The organism is Cupriavidus necator N-1 (assembly GCF_000219215.1).
Lineage (GTDB): Bacteria > Pseudomonadota > Gammaproteobacteria > Burkholderiales > Burkholderiaceae > Cupriavidus > Cupriavidus necator.
The window spans coordinates 108,545-127,113 of the sequence record NC_015724.1 but is presented as its reverse complement, the minus strand read 5'-3'; the positions used below and the strand labels follow the sequence as shown (position 1 = coordinate 127,113).

The window sequence follows — 18,569 nt, the reverse complement described above, 5'->3', positions numbered from 1 at the left end:
TTTTCGATTGGTTCCAGCTTCGCCGATCGAGGTGCCGAGAAGCCAGCGTCGGTGGCGAGCGCTCAGCGCCCTTGAAAACGAGGTTTGCGTTTCTCAGCGAACGCGCGACGCCCTTCGATCCGGTCTTCCGAGTTGCGCAGAAGGCCGAAGGTCTGCTGCTCGAGCTCGAGTCCCGCGGCGAGGGGCAGCTCACCACCGACCTGCGCCAGTTTCTTCGCCGCCACCACGGCCAACGGTGCGTTCGCCGCAATTCGGCTGGCGATCGAACGAGCCAGCACCTGAAGATCCTGCGATGCCACCACCCGGCTCACCAGCCCGATGCGCAAGGCCTCCTGTGCATCGACGCGCTCTCCGCTCAACAGCATCAGCATGGCGTCCGACTGGCCAACCGCACGCACGATACGCTGCGTTCCGCCGCCCGCCGGAATGCTGCCGATACACACTTCGGGGAAGCCGAACATCGCGGTGCTCGCGGCAATCCGGATATCGCAGAGCATCGCCAGTTCGAGGCCGCCACCCAGCGCGAAGCCGTTGATCGCCGCGATCATCGGTTTCGGAGTCTGCAAGGTCGAGACCGGCGGAACACCTGCCCTGGGGCCGAAATGCAGCTCGGCGAAGCTCTCCGCGGGCGGCATGGTCTTCTTCAAGTCCGCGCCCGTGCAGAAGGCACGCTCGCCGGCCCCGGTGAGGATGCCCACTCTCACATCCTTGCGGGCCGATATCTCGTTCCAGGCCTCGTGCAACTGCGTGGCGGATTCCGGGTCGATGGCATTCATCGCCTCCGGGCGGTTGAGGGTCACGGTGGCGATGTAATCGCGCACCTCGAGGTTCACAGGCATGGGTTGTCTCCTTCGCAAGCGATGCCGGCAGCGCGCAACACCTCGCTGGTGTGCTCGCCCACCAGCGGAGCAGGCCGCCGTGCGCGCGGCGACTCCCCGACCGCGCGCAGCGGCGAACGCGGGAGGATCAGTTCGCCGGCCACGGAGTGGCGAACGGTTTCGGCGAGTTGCGCATCCTTGAATGCGGGTGATGCGACCGCTTCCGAATAGTCATTGATCGGCGCGCAGATGATGTCCGCCGCCTCGAAGCGTTCAAGCCACTCGCTGCGCGGACGCAGCGTCATGCGCGCCTCGAGCAACTGCACGAGCTCCCGCCGGTGCGCGATTCGGTCGGACAGTTCACAAAAGCGCGGGTCGGACAGCAGCTCGCGGCAGTTGAGCACCTCGCACAGCGCCACCCATCGGGAGGGGTGGTACGCCGCGAGCATGACCCAGCCGTCCGCGCAACGCAGCGCCTCGTTGGGCGCCGCATAGGGTGCGGCGCTTCCGATGCGCGTCGGCGCCACGTCGTCGGCGAAGTAGCTGGCAAAGCTCATTTGTTGCAGGGCGACGGCGCACGCGAACATGCCGACGTCGATCCATTGCCCGCCACCGTCGCGCGTGCGCCGGGCGAGCGCGCCCAGGACGGCGATCGCGCCGATGTAGCCCGTCACCATGTCGACGACCGGCACCTGCACCTTGCACGGCGGCGCGTCCGGCAGCCCGGTCACGCTCATCAGGCCCGAGACGGCCTGCAGTACGCCGTCGACGCCGGGCTTGTGCTTCCAGGCACCTTCCTGCCCATAGGCTGAGATGGAGCAGTAGATCACACCCGGGTTGAGCTGCCGGACGTCCTCGTAGCCTAGTCCGAGCCGTTGCATGACGCCGGGACGAAAGCTCTCCACCACCACGTCCGCACCGGCGGCCAGTTGCAGTGCTGCCGCGCGCTGCTGGGGGTCCTTCAGGTCGAGCGCCACGCTGCGCTTGTTTCCGTTGAGGGCCAGAAAGCCGAGGCTCTGGCCCTCAACGAAAGGCGCCAGCGCGCGGCACAGCTCGCCCTGGGGCGCCTCGACCTTGACGACGTCGGCGCCGAGGTCGGCGAGCGTCTGGGTGCACACGGGTCCCGCCGCCACCTGGGTGAAGTCGACCACGCGGATGCCGCGTAGGGAGTCTGAAAGCATCTCTGTCCCCTGCCCCGTCAACTGCCGCGAATGTTGTTGTCGCGGATCACCTTGGTCCACTGGGCGGTGTCCTCCACGAGCGCCTTCTGCGCCTCGGCGGGCGACAGCCGCATCGGCTCGAAGCCGCTCTTGAGCAGCGACTCCGCCACCGCCGGCGTGCGCAGCGTCTTGTCGATCGCCTCAGGCGCCGCCGGTGCCAGCAGCGATGCCGCCGCAGCAAGAGTGAAGTCTCTTCTTCTCATGACTGTCTCCTGAATGTGGCGGTTTCAGACCGAAGCGCTGCTCAGGCTGCGTCCGCCGCACACGTACAGCACCTGCCCGGTGACGTAACCGGACGCCGGCGACGAGAAGAAGCGCACCGCATTGGCGACATCATTGGCTTGCCCGATGCGCTGCATGGGGACAGTGCGCTTGAGGTCTTCCTGCACCTGCGGGGCCAGCGTTCCGAAAAGGGGCGTCTCCACAATGCCCGGCGCAATCGCGTTTGCCGTAATGCCGCTGCGTGCGAACTCCAGTGCGATGCTTCGCGTCAGGCTGACTACGCCGCCCTTGGATGCTGAATAGCTGGCCTGCCCACGGTTGCCGAGCCACGCGCGCGAGGAGATGTTGACGATCCGCCCGAACTTCTGATCCATCATTGTCGGCAGCACCGCCTTGCAGCAGATAAACTGCGAGGTCAAGTTGGTTTCGATGACACGCTGCCAGAAATCAAGCTCCATCTTCACGACGAGGTTGTCGCCGCCGATGCCGGCATTGTTGACAAGCACGTCAATTCGGCCGTTACGTTGTAGCAGCTCCGCGGCAGCCTGCTGCACATCAGGCTCGGAGGTGATGCTCACGCAGCGCGTAGTCACATCGGCGCCAGCGTCGCGCAGTTCTGCCGCGGCGGCCGCCAGAGCTGCACTGTCAATGTCCCACAGCGCCAGCCGGCAGCCCTCGGCAGCCAAACCGTGCGCGATCCCAAGGCCAATGCCTTTGGCGCCGCCGGTGACGATCGCCGTCATTCCCTTCAGAGAGACGGGCGACGAGGAAATGGTTGCGTTATCTGTCATGGCGAACCCTTCAGGCGGCAGCCAGGATGTGAATAGAACAAGCGGCGTGATCGACGCCCCAAATGCCACCGCCGGTGACCTGGCTTAAGCCGAGGTCCGCCTTCTGGACCTGGCGTTTCCCGGCGCGTCCCTGCAGCTGTTCGCAGAGCTCCACGATTTGCGCCACGCCAGTTGCACCCGGCGGATGCCCCTTCGCGATCAGGCCACCGCTTGGGTTGACCGGAATGCGGCCGCCCAGCGCAGTGGCGCCGCTGGCCAGCAACTGTGCCGCCTCGCCGTGGCCACACAGACCCAGTGCCTCGTAGTACAGCAGTTCGGAGATGGTGAATGCGTCGTGCAGCTCTATCACGCTCAGGTCCTCGGGGCCGACGCCTGCCTGCTCGTACGCAAGTCGTGCAGCGCGGCGCGTGATCTCAGCTTCAGTCATGTCGACCTGGTGAATCTCGAACAGTCCGGACTGCACCACCGAGGCGAGCACACGTACTGGCTTTGCCGCCCCGCGTGAAGACCGAGTGCTGAGTACCAGTGCCGCCGCCCCGTCTACGACGGCCGGACAGCACTGCAGCAGCGTGAGCGGTTCGGCGACCATGCGTGAGGCGAGTACCTCTTCGCGCGTGACTTCCCGGCAAAATTTCGCGATTGGGTTGAGCATGCCGTGCCGCCGGTTCTTCACCGCGACGTCTGCCAAGGTCTCAAGGGGGATGCCGTGGTCGTGAATGTAGCGCTTCGCACGCATCGCATACAGCGCCGGCATGATCATGCCCCGCCGGTTGTTCCAATCGCGCTGGTTCATCGGCAGCGCGCCGCCGCCCAGGCCGCTCAGATGGTCCATGCCGAACACCACCACTGTCTCATACTGACCAGCGCGCAACGCCTGCAGCGCAAGATTCAGTGCTGTAGCACCGCTCGAACAGGCATTGTCAATGTTGTAGACCGCCTCGCCGCCGGTGCCAAGCTCGCGCAGTGCGCGCTGCCCAGGCAGGTGGCCACCCAATGCATTGCCGCAATAGAAGGCCTGCACGTCGCGCATCGGTACCTCGGCATCCTTCAATGCATCCAGGATCGCAGCCTGGGCCAGTGCCTCCTCCGTGAGATGCGGGAATCGGCCAAAATCGGAGATGCCGACGCCGGTAATCAGGGGTTCCTTCATGCTGCATCTCCTTTCAGGGGTTCAAACGCGTAATCGGATGTCCCGTCTGACAGTGCAAACGGCACGGCGCGCACCACGGCGCCGATGGCTGGCGCAGTATCGCCCTCCCACACCAGCCGGCCAAAGGCGCGAAGGCCGTAGTCGAAATCAACCATGGCAAGCGAGTAGGCCGGCGCCTTGCCAGGGTGCACAGTGGTATAGGTGTAGAGGCGTCCGGTGATACCCAGCGATAAGGGTTCGACAACACCCTCGCCATGCAGGAACTCTGGCGGTGGAAAGCGAACCTCGCCGCTGGCAAGAATGCGGGCCCCCTGGAGCACCAGGCCTTCGGCGAAGTCGCCAACATGGCCGCCTTCGTATTTAGTAATATTCATGCGTCTCGCTCCGCTTTGTGCTTGGATCTGTCTAGATTTTGGGCGGGAATGCGCATTCCAACAATGCCGTTTTGTTGCTCCTTATATTTAGTTCTGCTAAATTTGAAGCATGCAACGCGCCCGCCTACCCCTACTTGGATTACGCGCCTTCGAGGCCACTGCACGACACCTGAGCGTGTCGAAGGCCGCCTCGGAACTGTGCGTCACGCCCGGTGCCGTGAGCCAGCAGGTCAAGCTTCTGGAGGACACGGTCGGCGTTCCGCTACTTCGCCGAAAGGGTCGCTCGGTGGAACTCACGGATGCGGGCCAAGTCCTGCGGCCGGCCCTCACGCAAGCTTTCCAAACGATCGAATTGACACTCAATGCGATCGCGCGTCGCCCCCGGCATGACACGCTGAAGCTGTGCCTGCTCCCGACGCTGGCCGAGAAGTGGCTGATGCCCCGGCTCTCGCGCTTTCACGGCGCGCATCCGGAGGTAGACATTCAGATCATGACCAGCTTTCGAACCATCCAATTCGAGGCCGAGGACGTGGATATGGCGTCCTTCACGGGGAAGGATCTGCCCACTGGGTTGGAAGGCGTACGCCTGTTCGACGATGAGTTTCTGCCCGTTTGCAACCCCGCCCTCCTGCAGCACTACAAGCGGCTTGCGGCGCCACGCGATCTGGCTCGAACAACCCTGTTGTACTCAGTGCGGCGCATGGACGACTGGCAGCGCTGGCTCGCTCTGGCCGGTGCGGCGGACCTTCGTCCGCAGCGCAGTCTCTCATTCGAGAACTCCTCGCTCGCGATCCAGGCTGCCGTAGATGGACTCGGTGTCGCTGTGGTGCAGCGTGCGTACGTGACGGACCTGCTAAAGGCCGGCATCTTAGTCGCGCCCTTTGACCTGGTGGCCCGCAGCGAAAACGGCTACTACCTCGTGTGGTCGGCTGCGCGCGCGGCAAGCCCGACCTTCCGTTCGTTCCTGCAGTGGGTGCTGAAGGAGGCCGGGCGCAACGCAGCCTGAGGTTCAGCGTGGCGCGATCGTGCGCGCTATGCAGGCGAGCAAGGTGTCGGTATTCCCGTCCAGCCGTCGTCACACAAATTGCGGAAGACCCAAAATTGCTTTGTTCTACGATTCCGGAGTGACAAAATTGCTTTGTTCTACGCCTGCGGGCGCGTGGGCCCGAGTGGGCGGCGCAGGCCGATGTCCTGGCGAGCGCCTCGGCCCACTGGCTGCGCCACACCGCCGGCTCGCACATGACTGACCAGCAGGTCGACCTGCGCTATGTCAGGGACAATTTTGGGCATGCCTCGATCGCGACCACCAGCGGCTACCTGCACAGCGAAGAGGATGCGCGACACGAGGCCATACAGGAGCGGCACCGCATCGGGTGGGGGGCCAAGACCTGAACCCGTCGTGTATCAAGCCCCTTTGGTGAGACTCCCGCGCCAACACGGCTTTTCCTGTTCGGAAGTGACGAACGCGGATTGCTAGGTGATGTGCACAACCGGGGCGGAACGCAGGCGACCGCGCTCATATCGATTGCCGCGACTAGGGCGAGGCCTGCGAAGTTTGCTCGAGCGGATCCGCTGCCGTCGTGTCGATGCGCTGCATCTTGTGGCCCTCAGTGATGTCCTGACGCATCACCACACTCGCGACCGGGCAGTACCAGTCGGTGACTTCCATGTGCGAAGGCTCGGACAAGACTTGCTCGCCTGCGATGATCATCGGTCCAACCGAAGTAATGCGTACATAGTGGATCGGCACGCATTCCGAAGGGCCTCGCGCGGTCTGAATCACCTGGCGTTTGCCGACTCGGCGCGAGGCTACTGCGACAGTCGCATGTGGGGCAACTAGTTTGCCGACTTCAATGCCTGAGTCGCGGGCATAGATAGTGAAGGAAACACTGGCTTCGACTGTGGCACCGCTAACGGCGTCGCCCTCTCGCAGCGGCAACCCGCGGTATTGATAGTCCAGCAGGCCAAGGGCATCAATGGTGGTCGTGCCATACAGGCGCGTGTAACGCGCCCACGCGTTGACCGTGCCGCTACCTGTAATACCTGGCGGCGACCCATTCGCAGCTGGCCGCAAAAGTACGCGCTGCTGCTGATCTGTGATGACGGGCGGGCCCATCAGCGCCGCCAGCGCCGTTTTGGATTGGATTTCCAAGTCGGTCTGGCATCCCGAAGGTGTGGGCAAGGGAGCCATTTGCGTGGATCGGCGTGACATGGGCATATCGCCATCGACTTCCATCTGCAGCCGCATTCCTCGCGGGAACCAGACTGAGCTACGGACGTTTGCATCGCTCGCCTCCGCCGGCTGCTCGCCCGGCGCTGCCATGGCCACAGTCGCCACGCCCGAAAGGAGCCAGGCGATAAGCCAGACAGAGCGGCACTGCCGATAGAAGGGATCGCGGACTAGCGAGCGACGTCCGCGCCCGGTGGCGCAAACAAGGCAAGTAGGTTCTTTGGAAACCAACACGTGACGCAAGGCTTGCTCGGACTGCATTGCCGCTCCAAAACGTCGATATCGGGGTGAAAAGCAGCAAGCTTGGCTTCACTGCTTTTCTCCTGCCAATACCCATCGTCAGTCTAGTCCGTCGTGACCCTCTCGTTGATGACCTTGGCCGTGTGAAAGCCAGCGTCCGCACTCAGTCCCGGGCGCCGTCGGTATAGACATCAAAACGGGAAGTGCGAAGACCGTCGGAGTATGGATTGAACTTCTCGCGCGCGCCATTGGCACGTGGGGTTGAACCGGCCTCGGGCTCCGTCGGCGTAAGGGTTGAACGTGCTTTTGGCTTCATCATGGTACGGACTGAATCCAGCAGCGTAAGTCGGGTTGGAAGCAAGGACGGAACCAACCGCAGCAGCCAGGCCACATAGCAAAGTGGTTGAGTTTCATGATCGTTTCGAGCATTTCTGCCGCGGCAACCGCGGGGCTGATCCAGAAATTCCGATCCGGCGCCCCCCTGATCGCGGTCCTACTCTTCCAGCCAGGCATGCACTTCCCTCACCGCATCCTCGCCGGTCTTGGTCGCATGGGCCGCTGCCTGTTCGAGCCAAGGCGTATGGGCCTTGGGAACGACCAGCATCGTCAAACCCAGTCCGTCCATCACACGCAGGGCCGTGCTCGAGATTGACGCCCTTGCCGTTCTCCAGCGTGGACAGCATACCGATGGAGACACCGCAATGCCTCGCCGCCCGGTCAATGGGCATCCCTTCCTCTGCGCGGGTTGCTCGAATGCGGTCCCCCAGCTGCCGAATGGTGCGAATGTCGCGCGCGAAGGAGGAATCGGATCAGGTAGTGGTCGCGGCATGGAGGCCCGTCCCGTGAAGAGGAGGAAGTCAGCGTGAAGGCTGCTGGCGTTGTTTCATGATGGTGAAATTACGCAAACGGCTGCTTCTATGCGTTTTTCCATCAAGGTACAGGAAGCGCAATGCACCGACCGCAGGACAGAGGCTGCTGGGCGCAAGTTTGCGCTTGTCGCGAAGATGGACGAGCCAGGCGCGAATCCCTTCGGGGCCTAGCAATTCCGGTGAGCGACGGAAGTGCTGGGCGAAACGGGAAACTTGCAGAAGATACGACTTCTGCGTGTTGTCTGCGAGGTTGCGGATCTGCATGTCGTGCATGCATGCGCTCGCGGAGCGGTGTCATGGCGGAACTCCTGGGAACAGTGGATGGAATGCCCGGGCGGGCGCCTCCATCCTGCTCATCCGCTCTCCGCCGCCACGGCCGCCACGGCCGCCAGACAACCGTCCTGCATCGAACGTCAGGCACTGCCCCCCGCTTCTCTACCACGACCGCGTCAGCGATTTAGTACTAGTCCGGTTAGGCATGACGCCATATTCGCATCGGGTTCGTTAGTAGTCAAAACGGAATACAAAATTGTTTGCTATTTTGGATCCACAATCTATAGTTGATCCACAATCTATAGTTGATCCACAGTCAGACGAAAGCGGGGAGCCAGCATCGATGGGCGTCGCAGAAAGAACAATCCGTAAAAAGGCCGCACCTGAACTGAAGGAGGCGCCGCGCCCGACCAAGTCCGGCGCCGGCGATATCGCCGATGAACTGCGCGCGCGCATCGCGCGGCACGAGCTGTTGCCCGGTACCAAGCTCGTGGAGCAAGACCTCGCGCAGGAATTCGGCACCACCCGACCACGTATCCGCGAGGCGCTGGCTGCGCTGGAGCAACGCGGGCTGGTGGAGCGCATTCCCAATCGGGGCGCCATCGTCACCCGCATCAGCTTCGAGCAGATCCTGCAGATCTACTGCGCGCGCGAGGCGCTGGAGGGCATGAGCGTGCGGCTGGCGGCGCAACTGGCCCCGCCGGGCGAATGGGACGACCTCATCGAACTGTTCGGCGCGCCGATGGAAGCCGCACTGGACAACGGCGACTTCGACTTCTACATGGAAGGCTACGATCGCTTCCGCCAGCGCATCTTCAAGAACGCCGCCAATCCGGTCATCCAGGGCATGCTGGATTCCATCCTGGAACGCACCCAGGACGTCATCCGCCGCGCCATTGTGCTGCCGGGGCGGGCCAAGCTGGGCCTCGCCCACCACCGTGCCACGCTGGCCGCCTTGCGCGAGCGCAACGCCGAGAAGGCGGAGTCGATCCGGCGCGAGAGCCTGCGCGAAGCCGCGGAATACCTGGCCAAATACCGCAAGTACATCATCTGAACGCTCGGCTCACGCAACACCAGTAACACCCGCATATAAGAACAAAACATGCAAGGAGACCTGCCCGATGCTGTCATCGATCCATCGCGCCCTGAGCGCGGCCGCCTTGGCGCTGGCTGGACTGGCCTTCACCGCCGCCCCACTGCATGCGCAAGACAAGTACCCCAATCGGCCGATCAAGATGTACGTCGGCTTCTCCGCCGGCAGCGCGACCGATATCGTGGCGCGGGTGGTCGCGCAGTACCTCTCCGAGCGGCTCGGGCAGTCGATCGTCGTCGAGAACAAGACCGGGGTGGGCGGCAGCCTCGCTGCTGAGGCCGTTGCCCGCTCGGCCCCCGACGGCTACACGTTGCTGACCGTCTCCAGCGCGATCGCCGTCAATCCGGCGGTGTATCCGAAGCTGTCGTTCAACATTGAGAAGGACCTGACTCCCATCGCACTGGTCGGCCGCCTGCCCACCGTGCTGCTAGTCAGAAACGGCTTCCCCGCCAAGTCCTTGACCGAATTCCTGACCTACGCCCGCAGTCATCCGAAGAAGATCAACTATGGCTCTTCCGGCGTGGGCGGCTCCACCCACCTGAGCACCGAATACCTTGCCACGCTGACCGGCACCTCGTTCACCCACGTGCCGTACCGGGGCAACTCGCAGGCCGTCGCGGCACTGCTGGGCGGCGAGATCGACATGGTGACCGACACCATCCTGCTGGCAGCGCCCAACATCCAGGCCCGCCGCGTGCGCGCGCTGGCCATCTCCAGCCAGGCGCGCTCACCGCTGGCGCCCGACGTGCCCACCTTCGCTGAGGCGGGGCTGAAGGGCTACGACGGGAGCCTGTTCTTCGGGTTGATGGGGCCGAAGAACTTGCCGCCCGAGATCGTCAGCCGCATCAATCGCGAACTGAACGACTTGCTGAAGAACTCGGCCGAGCTACGCGAGCGCCTGCAATCGGCCGGCGGGCTGGAACTGGTCGGCGGCAGCCCGGACCAGTTCCGCGACACCCTGCACAAGGAAGTGACCCTGTGGGCCGACGTAGTGAAGAACGCCCACGTGACCGTTGCCCAATGACCCGCGCGGAGATTCCCTGCATGCCCCCCAGCGAACGTATCCAGCCGCTGTCCGGCTACACCGTGATCGAACTTGGCTCGACTGTGGCTGGCCCATTTTGCGGCAGGCTGCTGGCGGACTTTGGCGCCACCGTCATCAAGGTCGAAGTGGCCGAGGGCGACGCCCTGCGCTCGATGGGCAGTCATAAGGACGGCATCTCGCTGTACGCCCTCTCGATCTTCCGCAACAAGGAACTGATCTCGGTCGACCTGCGCACCGAAGAAGGCCAGGCGCTGCTGCGCGGCCTGATCGACAAGGCCGACTTCGTGGTGGAGAACTTCCGCCCCGGCACATTGGAACGCTGGGGGCTCTCTTACGAGACTCTGAGCGCGACTAACCCCGGCCTGATTGTGGTGCGCATCAGTGGCTACGGGCAGGACGGACCGTACAGCCAGCGGCCCGGCTACGGCGTGATTGGCGAGGCCATCAGCGGGCTGCGCTCGATCACCGGCGACCCCGACCGCCCACCGGCCCGCGTGGCCACCTCATTGTCCGACTACCTCACCGGGCTGTACGGCGCGTTTGGTGCACTGCTGGCGCTGGAAGCCCGCCATCGCACCGGGCGCGGCCAGGTGGTGGACACGGCGCTGGCCGAATGCGCGTTCAGCTTCATGGAGCCGCACGTCATGGCCTACGACCAGCTCGGCGTAGTCGCGCAGCGCGCCGGCTCCCGCCTGCCGGGGTCGAGCCCGAACAACCTCTACCAGTCCGCCGACGGCTGCCACGTCCATGTGGCGGCGCTGGCCGACCCGATCTTCCGCCGCCTGTGCGTGGCGATGGGCCAGCCGGACCTGGCCGACGACCTGCGCTACGCCACCAACCTGATGCGCAGCCGGCACAGCGACGAGGTCGATTCGGCGGTGCAGGCCTGGATCGGCGCGCACGACTACGACGAGATTCACCGCCGGCTGGGTGAGCACGACATCCCGCACGCCAAGATCTACAACATCGACGACGTCTTCGCCGACCCGCACTTCGCCGCGCGCGACAGCATTCAGCGCCGCCCGCACGACCGGCTCGGCATGGTGGCCTTGCCCAACGTGACGCCGCGCCTGTCCGACACCCCGGGCGAAGTCCGCGGGCTAGGCCGCGACACCGGCGCCGACACTGCCGCGGTGCTCGCCCGCATGCTCGGGCTCGCGCCCGACGCGCTGGCCGCGCTGCAGCGAAGCGGCGTCATCTACGACGCGGGAATGGCCCGCTGAGCGCGCCGGCCCCGGTTTTCCTACATCGTTGCTGCATTTCTTCATAAGGATGAGTTCAATGAGCGTCAAAGTGAAATCCGAGGTGGTCGGGTCGGTCTGGAAGTGCGAATGCGAGACGGGACAGACCGTGGGCGAAGGCGACGTGCTCTTTATCATCGAGTCGATGAAGATGGAGATCCCGGTCGAAGCCACGCACGCGGGCACGGTGTCGGAGGTGCTGGTCAAGGAAGGTGAGTCGATCGCCGAAGGCCAGTTGCTGGCAGTCGTCGATCCGGCTTGAGGACATGGCCATGGACATGACTCAAAGCATTCCCTCGGAGGACTTGTTGGAACTCGAACGACGCCGCGAGCTGGCGCTAGGGCTGGGCGGCCCCGAGGCCATCGAGCGACACCACGCGGCCGGCAAGCTGACCATCCGCGAGCGCATCGACGCCTTGTCCGACAAGAGCTCCTTCCATGAAGTGGGCCGCCTCACCGGCCAGGGCCACTACGACGAGAACGGCGTGCTGGTGAAGGTCACGCCCGCGCCATACGTGATGGGACTGGCCACCGTGGACGGCCGCCCGGTGGCGATCGGCGGCGAGGACTACACCGTGCGCGGCGGCGCGAGTTGGAGCGGCGACCGCAAGAAAGGCGGCCAAGGCGGCTTTGTCGAGGACCTCGCGCTCAATTATAAGATTCCGCTTATCAACCTGATCGACGGCGTGGGCGGCAGCGTCACCTCGGCGCAGCGGCGCGGCCATACCGTGTTCCCCGGCGTGCATGGCTTCGAGACCTCCGCCGCGCTGCTCGGCCAGGTGCCGGTTGTTTGTGCGGTGCTCGGCACGGCAGCCGGTGGGCCGGCCGGGCGGACCATCCTTTCGCACTGGTCGGTGATGGTCAATGGCACCAGCCAGATCTTCGCGGCCGGGCCGCCCGTGGTGAAACGTTCGCTCGGGCAGGATATCTCCAAGGACGACCTCGGCGGCGCGCCGATTGCCGTAGACGTGGCAGGTTCGGTGGACAACGCCGTGGAGACTGAAGCCGACTGTTTCGCCTTGATCCGGCGCTACCTGTCGTACATGCCGCAGAACGTGTGGGAGCTGCCGCCCGAAACGCCCTGCGACGATCCAGTCGATCGCCGCGAGGAGGCGCTGGCGACCATCGTCCCGTCCGACCGGCGCAAGGCCTACGACATGCGCAAGATCGTGCGCATGGTGTTCGACCGCGGCTCGGTGTTCGAGATCCAGCCGACCTACGGCAAGGCGGTGATCACCAGCCTGACGCGCCTGAACGGCAAGGTGGTTGGTGTGGTGGCGAGCAACCCGATGGCCTACGGGGGCGCCATTGATGCTAAGGCGGCGCGCAAGCAGACGCACTTCATCGAACTGTGCGATACCTTCCACATCCCGCTGGTGTTCCTGGTGGATGTGCCGGGCTTCATGGTCGGGCGCGACGCAGAGGCACAGGGCACTTTGCGCGAAGGCATGCGCAGCGTGTTCGTCAGCCTGCAGGCCACCGTGCCCATTGCAACGGTGGTGATCCGCAAGTGCTACGGCATGGCGGGCATGGCGGCCACCGACAAAAACGGCCTGGGGCTCAAGCTCGCATGGCCGACCGCCGAGTGGGGCTCACTGCCGATCGAGGGTGGCGTGGCGGCGGCATTCCGGCGTGAGATCGCCACTGCGCCCGACCCTGTAGCGAAGGAGCGCGAGATCGAGCAGCGCCTGCGCCAGCTTGCATCGCCCTTCCGCACCGCCGAGGCCTTCGGCGTGGAAGACATCATCGACCCGCGCGAGACCCGGCAGACGCTGAGTCGCTTCATCGACGCCGCGCAGATCTCGCTGAAGACCACGCTCGGCCCGAAGCTAAGAGCCGGCGTGCGCCCGTAGCGGCTTCGCTGCATCCCCCCTCTTCCTTCCGGGAGCGGGCGCCGGCCGACGCCATCCGTGACGTACCCACACGCAGCAAGGAGACAAGCATGGGAGCGCCGGCCCTCGGCATGCCCCTGCCCCGGCTCGACAAGGGGCGGATTACCGCCAGCCATGTCGTGCGCTGGTGCGCGGCGCAGGAAAACTGGGACAGGATCCACTATGACCGCGCCTATGCGCGCGAGGTGGCAGGACTGCCCGACGCGGTCATCAACGGCGCGCTTAAGCAGCAGTTCCTCGCCCAACTTGCCACCGCGGCCTTCGGCGAACGATGCTGGCTGTGGCGGCTGGCCTGCCGCTTCCGCAGCCCGGACCTGGTCGGCCAGCACCTGCGCGCCGAAGGCTGCGTGCGCGCCGTGGAGCGCCAGGCGCAGGCAACGGCGGTGCACCTCGACCAGCACCTTTTCAATGTCGACACCGCCCGCGTGACCACCGACGGCACGGCCGTGGTGCTGCTGCCGGTGAACGGAGCCGACGCCCCCGATGCGCTACCTGGGGCGTACCACGATGCCGGGGACGCGGAGGACGCTCCGCCGTCCGCGGCCGCCCCCCTCGACACCTCTGTGCCCGCGCCGATCCGCCGCCGCATCGGCAGCGAGATTGAGCGCATCGTCTCCTTCAGTCCGGTCGAAGCCGGCCGTCTGCGCCTGTTCGCCGAGGCCGTCATGGACCTGCCTCACTGGCATCACGACCCGCAGGCCGCCCGCACGAGCGTGCATCGCGGCCTCGTCGCGCCACCGCTGTTCCCCATACATGCGATGTCATGGCCGGCCGGCGCACACCCACTCGGCACGGCGCCCGACGCACTGGGCCGCGAAGCGGTCTGCGAGGTCGGACGCGACTTCTCCCGACGCTTCGGCCTGCCGCCGCAGGGCCTGCTCAACGGCGGCACGCGCGTGCGCATCCATGCGTTGGCGCGTCCCGACGACACCGTGCAGGCGAGTTGCCGCCTGCGCGATGTGCGTTACCGCGTGGGCACGAGCGGCGCACCCATGCTGATCTTCGAGACGGAAAACCGCTATGACACCACTGACGGCCGGCTACTGCTGCACGAGCGGCAGACCACGCTACAGCGCCTGGCATAGCGCACCCTTCCTTTGCCATGGGCCAGCGCACGGCAAGGGGAAAAACTCCGCGCTGGCCCAGCACACCAGAACACATCAGGAGACAACCGATGAAGAGAAGATCATGGTGTATTACGGCCCTGCTGCTAGCCTGCCTGCCGGCCGGCCAGGCCGTCGCGCACGACTGGCCGGCAAAGCCCATTCGCCTTGTGGTGCCGTACGCTCCGGGCGGCACCAACGACCGGCTCGCGCGAGAGTACGCTGAATTCCTGCGCAAGAAGCTATCGCAGGCCGTATTGGTGGAGAACCGCCCCGGCGCCTCCACCAATATCGGCAGCGAGCTCGTTGCGAAGGCCGAACCCGATGGCTACACCTTCCTGATCGGCATCGACGGCCTCGCCACCAACCCTTACACCGGACCGGTCCCGCCGTTCAATGCGCAGAAGGATCTCCTCCCGATCAGCCTGCTTACGCGCGTGCCCTGCCTGATCGCCGCCAACAACCAGTTCGCGGCTGCGAACGTGGCCGACATGATCTCGCTGGCCCGCACCCACCCCGACCGCTACTCCATCTCCAGCGCGGCGCTGGTGCTGCAGGTGGGCTTGCTCAACTCGGGGTCGAAGATCCGCCTGACCCATGTGCCGTACAAGGGCGGCGCACAGGCGGCCGGCGATGCGATGGGCGGCCAGGTAGACATGGTGATCGCCAACGTGCCGGTGCTGGCGCCGTTCGTGCGCGGCGGCAAGCTGCGGCCATTGGCGGTGACGTCCGCCACGCGCAGTGCGGCCTTCCCCGAAGTGCCGACACTGAAGGAGAGCGGCATGTCCGACGCGGTGTTCTCCAACTGGTACGGCGTGTTCGCGCCGGCCGGCACGCCTGAGCCGGTCATCTCGCGCATGGCAGCTCTGTCGCGCCAGTTTGTGACGGACCCGGCCGTAAGCAAGCAACTCTCCAGCGAGGGCTACCAGCTCGAGGCGTCCACCCCCGCCGAACTCGCGACGCTAATCCATACCGACGCCGCGGCCGCCAGCCGCTTCGTCGCGGCAAACCCCGCACTCTTCAGGAAATGAATCCGGAGGCATGAGAATGGCATTCGAAACACTGATCTCTGAACTGGCCGAGCGCGAGTCGCGTGCGCGGCAGATGGGCGGGCCGGAGAAGCTCGCAAAGCGCAAGGCGGACGGCGTGCTTAACGCACGGGAGCGCATTGACTACCTGGCCGACCCCGGCTCCTTCCTGGAGTCAGGCCTGCTAGCCACCTCCTATCGTCCCGATGACCGCGACCGCTCCCCCGCAGACGGCAAGATCGCCGGCTACGCCCGCATCGATGGGCGCGACGTGGCGCTGGTGTCGAACGACTTCACGGTGCTGGGCGCGTCGAGCAGCACCGTCAACGGCAACAAGATCGGCCACATGAAGACGGTGGCCACCCGGCGCGGCTTGCCCATGGTCTTCCTCGGCGAGTCCACCGGCGCGCGCATGCCAGACACGATGGGTGCGCGCGGCATCGGCTCCGGTGACCGGCCCACGCAATACATGCGCACCCGCGAGACGCCGTGGACGTCGGCTGTGCTCGGGCACTGCTACGGCTCGTCGAGCTGGTACGCCGCGCTCGCCGACTTCGCCGTGATGCGCAAGGGCGCCGTGATGGCAGTGTCGAGCGTTAAGCTGACCTCCATAGCGATCGGCGAAGAGGTCGATCCAGAGGCGCTGGGCGGGTGGGAGACCCTCACCGGCGTCTCGGGCCTGGTAGACATGGCGGTCGATTCTGACGAGGAAGCCCTCGACGCCGTGAAGCGGTTCCTCTCCTACCTGCCCAGCCACCACAACGAGGCGCCGCCGGTGTACCCCGTCCCCCCCGGCTCGGGTGCGCAGGCACACCGCATCCTCGACATCGTGCCCGAATCGCGCACCCGGGTCTACGACGTGCGCAAGGTCATCCCGCTGATCGTCGACCTGGACAGCATGTTCGAGGTCAAGGCGCGCTACGGTAAGTCGGTGGTGACGGCGCTGGCACGCATCGACGGCCGCAGCGTGGGCATCATCGCCAACAACCCTATCGCCAAGGGTGGCGCCATCGACGTGGACGCCTGCAACAAGGCCACCAGCTTCATGGTGATGTGCGACTCGTTCAACATCCCGCTGGTGTTCCTGACCGACCAGCCAGGCTTTCTGATCGGCATCGAAGGCGAGCGGCGTGGCGCGGTGGGCCGGGTGATGAACTGGATGAACGCGCTGTCGCTTGTCACCGTACCCAAGATCGCCATCATCATGCGCAAGACCTACGGGCAGGCGGTGCTGAACATGGGTGGAGCGGGCAACGCCGACGAACTGATCGCGTGGGTGTCGGCGGAAGTCAACTTCATGGATCCGCGCTCGGGCGTCACCATCGTGCACGGCGTGCGGCAGCAGGACGACCCCGAACGCTATGCCACGCTACTGCAAGGCATGGAACGCGACACCTCCGCCTGGGACATGGGCGCCGCCTACGCGGCGCACATGGTCATCAACCCTGTCGACACCCGTGCCACGCTGACGCGCCTGCTGGAGGTGCACCGGATGCGCCTGACCGGCGGTGTTGGGCAGCACCTGATGCGCGCCTGGCCCACCAGCTATTAAGACTTAGGAGATCGTCGTCATGCAAACCGTACTGATTGCGAACCGCGGCGCGGTGGCCGCTCGGGTGCAGCGCACCTTGCGCAGGATGGGCCTGCGCTCGGTAGTGGTCTATTCCGAGGCCGACCGCGATCTGCCCTACGTGGCGGAGGCCGACGCGGCGTACTGCATTGGCCCTTCGCCAGCCGCGCAGAGCTACCTGAACGAAGGCGCGCTGTTCGACGCCATGCGCCGCTCGGGCGCCGACGCGGTGCATCCGGGCTATGGCTTCCTGTCGGAGAACGCCGGCTTCGCCAGCCGCGTGGAAGCGGCCGGCCTGACCTTCATCGGCCCCAGCCCCCGGTGGATCGACGCGATGGGACACAAGACCCGCGCGCGCGATCTGATGGCGAAACACGGTATGCCGATGTGTCGCTCCTCCGGCATCGTCGACGACGATCCGGCCGCCATCCGCGCGGCGGGAGCGGCGGTAGGCTATCCGGTGCTGGTCAAGCCGGCCGGCGGCGGTGGCGGCATCGGGATGATCGCCGCGCACGACGACGCGGAACTGGTGGATGCCGTCGGCCGCGCGCGGGCGCTGGCGCAGCGCAGCTTTGGCAATGGCGACGTGTACCTCGAGCAGTTGTTCCAGCGGCCCCGGCATATCGAGTTCCAGATCGTTGGTGACCGGCACGGCAACGTGCAGCACCTGTTGGAGCGGGACTGCTCGGTGCAGCGGCGCCACCAGAAGGTGATTGAGGAAGCGTGCGCGCCCGGCTTGCCGCCCGGCGAAGCCGACGAGATCGCCGCCCGAGTGGCGCGCCTGCTCGGCAAACTGGGCTACGACGTGATCGGCACCGTCGAGATGCTGCGCAGCGCCGATGGCAGCTATAGCTTTCTGGAAATGAATACGCGCCTGCAGGTCGAGCACGCGGTGACCGAGGCCATCACCGGGCTGGACCTGGTTGAGGCGCAGATTCGCCTGGCCGCGGGCGAAACCCTGCGCGACGTGCTTCCCTCCCCAGTGCGTGCTTCCGGCCACGCCATCGAGCTCCGAATCTATGCCGAAGACCCGGTGCGCTTCTTCCCCTCGCCCGGCACGCTGCAGACCTTCCGTCTGCCGTCGGGTACGGGCATCCGCGTGGAGACCGGCTATGCCGAAGGCAATACGGTGAGCCCCTACTACGATCCGATGATCGCCAAGCTGATCATCAACGCCGCCGACCGGCAGGCCGCCATCGAGATTGCAGAGCGGGCGCTGGCGGTCACTGAGATCATCGGTGTCAAGACTAACATCCCGCTGCTACAGCGCATGCTGGCCTTCCCCGCGTGGCGCGTCGGGGAACTGCATACTGGACTAGTGCAGGACCTGCTCGCCTGCGGCGAGGCGCGCATGTAGTCAGACGCGCAGCGCCGTACGAAGTCTTTTCAACAACGGCGCTGCGCGGCACT

At 65.4% G+C, this 18,569-nt stretch carries 18 protein-coding genes and 1 pseudogene; 11 read left to right on the top strand and 8 right to left on the bottom strand.

Going from position 1 to position 18,569, the window contains the following annotated elements; all coding sequences use genetic code 11:
- Window positions 1-62: 62 nt before the first annotated feature.
- From CNE_RS37290 to CNE_RS37265, 6 genes are read right to left on the bottom strand one after another with little or no spacing between them, the layout of a single operon-like run.
- Window positions 63-839 carry an enoyl-CoA hydratase/isomerase family protein gene (locus CNE_RS37290; RefSeq protein ID WP_013954223.1) on the bottom strand — a complete coding sequence of 259 codons (777 nt, stop codon included), beginning with the start codon at window positions 837-839 and terminating at the stop codon, window positions 63-65.
- Window positions 830-1,999 (bottom strand): CaiB/BaiF CoA transferase family protein, encoded by a 1,170-nt coding sequence (locus tag CNE_RS37285; protein ID WP_013954222.1) that lies wholly within the window; start codon window positions 1,997-1,999, stop codon window positions 830-832. Before CNE_RS37285 ends, CNE_RS37290 begins: the two co-directional genes overlap by 10 nt.
- Window positions 2,000-2,016: 17 nt before the next feature.
- Complete coding sequence (locus CNE_RS37280; RefSeq protein ID WP_013954221.1) at window positions 2,017-2,241, bottom strand: hypothetical protein; 225 nt, start codon at window positions 2,239-2,241, stop codon at window positions 2,017-2,019.
- Between the two features lie 24 nt (window positions 2,242-2,265).
- Window positions 2,266-3,051, bottom strand: coding sequence for an SDR family NAD(P)-dependent oxidoreductase (locus CNE_RS37275; RefSeq protein ID WP_013954220.1), 786 nt, complete (start codon window positions 3,049-3,051; stop codon window positions 2,266-2,268).
- 10 nt (window positions 3,052-3,061) lie between these two features.
- Complete coding sequence (locus CNE_RS37270) at window positions 3,062-4,201, bottom strand: thiolase family protein (RefSeq protein WP_013954219.1); 1,140 nt, start codon at window positions 4,199-4,201, stop codon at window positions 3,062-3,064.
- The gene (locus tag CNE_RS37265) at window positions 4,198-4,575 is read right to left on the bottom strand and encodes a Zn-ribbon domain-containing OB-fold protein (protein ID WP_013954218.1); all 378 of its coding nucleotides are present in this window, start codon (window positions 4,573-4,575) and stop codon (window positions 4,198-4,200) included. Before CNE_RS37265 ends, CNE_RS37270 begins: the two co-directional genes overlap by 4 nt.
- A gap of 109 nt (window positions 4,576-4,684) precedes the next feature.
- Here CNE_RS37265 and gcvA point away from each other — a divergent pair, with 109 nt between their 5' ends.
- Both gcvA and CNE_RS40465 read left to right on the top strand, forming a co-directional pair.
- Complete coding sequence (gene gcvA, locus CNE_RS37260) at window positions 4,685-5,581, top strand: transcriptional regulator GcvA (protein WP_013954217.1); 897 nt, start codon at window positions 4,685-4,687, stop codon at window positions 5,579-5,581.
- Between the two features lie 140 nt (window positions 5,582-5,721).
- Window positions 5,722-5,967: pseudogene (locus CNE_RS40465) on the top strand (tyrosine-type recombinase/integrase); the annotation flags it as partial.
- Window positions 5,968-6,109: 142 nt separating this feature from the next.
- Here CNE_RS40465 and CNE_RS37255 read toward each other — a convergent pair.
- Together CNE_RS37255 and CNE_RS40460 are read right to left on the bottom strand one after the other, a co-directional pair.
- On the bottom strand, window positions 6,110-6,811 hold the full coding sequence (locus CNE_RS37255; protein ID WP_148271833.1) for a hypothetical protein: 702 nt from the start codon (window positions 6,809-6,811) through the stop codon (window positions 6,110-6,112).
- 1,091 nt (window positions 6,812-7,902) lie between these two features.
- Window positions 7,903-8,187, bottom strand: a complete 285-nt coding sequence (locus tag CNE_RS40460) for a phage integrase N-terminal SAM-like domain-containing protein (protein WP_013954213.1) — start codon at window positions 8,185-8,187, stop codon at window positions 7,903-7,905.
- Window positions 8,188-8,530: 343 nt separating this feature from the next.
- Here CNE_RS40460 and CNE_RS37245 point away from each other — a divergent pair, with 343 nt between their 5' ends.
- The 9 genes from CNE_RS37245 (at window position 8,531) to CNE_RS37200 (ending at window position 18,516) form a co-directional block, all read left to right on the top strand.
- On the top strand, window positions 8,531-9,241 hold the full coding sequence (locus CNE_RS37245) for a GntR family transcriptional regulator (protein ID WP_013954212.1): 711 nt from the start codon (window positions 8,531-8,533) through the stop codon (window positions 9,239-9,241).
- Window positions 9,242-9,308: 67 nt separating this feature from the next.
- On the top strand, window positions 9,309-10,304 hold the full coding sequence (locus CNE_RS37240; protein WP_013954211.1) for a Bug family tripartite tricarboxylate transporter substrate binding protein: 996 nt from the start codon (window positions 9,309-9,311) through the stop codon (window positions 10,302-10,304).
- 20 nt (window positions 10,305-10,324) lie between these two features.
- On the top strand, window positions 10,325-11,548 hold the full coding sequence (locus CNE_RS37235) for a CaiB/BaiF CoA transferase family protein (protein WP_013954210.1): 1,224 nt from the start codon (window positions 10,325-10,327) through the stop codon (window positions 11,546-11,548).
- A gap of 58 nt (window positions 11,549-11,606) precedes the next feature.
- Window positions 11,607-11,828, top strand: a complete 222-nt coding sequence (locus tag CNE_RS37230) for a biotin/lipoyl-binding carrier protein (RefSeq protein ID WP_013954209.1) — start codon at window positions 11,607-11,609, stop codon at window positions 11,826-11,828.
- Window positions 11,829-11,838: 10 nt separating this feature from the next.
- Entirely contained in the window at window positions 11,839-13,419 is a 1,581-nt protein-coding gene (locus CNE_RS37225; protein ID WP_013954208.1) for an acyl-CoA carboxylase subunit beta, read from the top strand.
- A gap of 89 nt (window positions 13,420-13,508) precedes the next feature.
- On the top strand, window positions 13,509-14,543 hold the full coding sequence (locus tag CNE_RS38875) for an FAS1-like dehydratase domain-containing protein (RefSeq protein ID WP_013954207.1): 1,035 nt from the start codon (window positions 13,509-13,511) through the stop codon (window positions 14,541-14,543).
- An 89-nt stretch (window positions 14,544-14,632) separates the two neighbouring features.
- Window positions 14,633-15,592: a Bug family tripartite tricarboxylate transporter substrate binding protein gene (locus tag CNE_RS37210; protein WP_148271831.1), complete on the top strand. Its 960-nt coding sequence runs from the start codon at window positions 14,633-14,635 to the stop codon at window positions 15,590-15,592.
- A gap of 16 nt (window positions 15,593-15,608) precedes the next feature.
- Window positions 15,609-17,141, top strand: a complete 1,533-nt coding sequence (locus CNE_RS37205; RefSeq protein ID WP_013954205.1) for an acyl-CoA carboxylase subunit beta — start codon at window positions 15,609-15,611, stop codon at window positions 17,139-17,141.
- Between the two features lie 19 nt (window positions 17,142-17,160).
- Window positions 17,161-18,516 (top strand): acetyl-CoA carboxylase biotin carboxylase subunit, encoded by a 1,356-nt coding sequence (locus CNE_RS37200; protein ID WP_013954204.1) that lies wholly within the window; start codon window positions 17,161-17,163, stop codon window positions 18,514-18,516.
- Window positions 18,517-18,569: the final 53 nt, after the last annotated feature.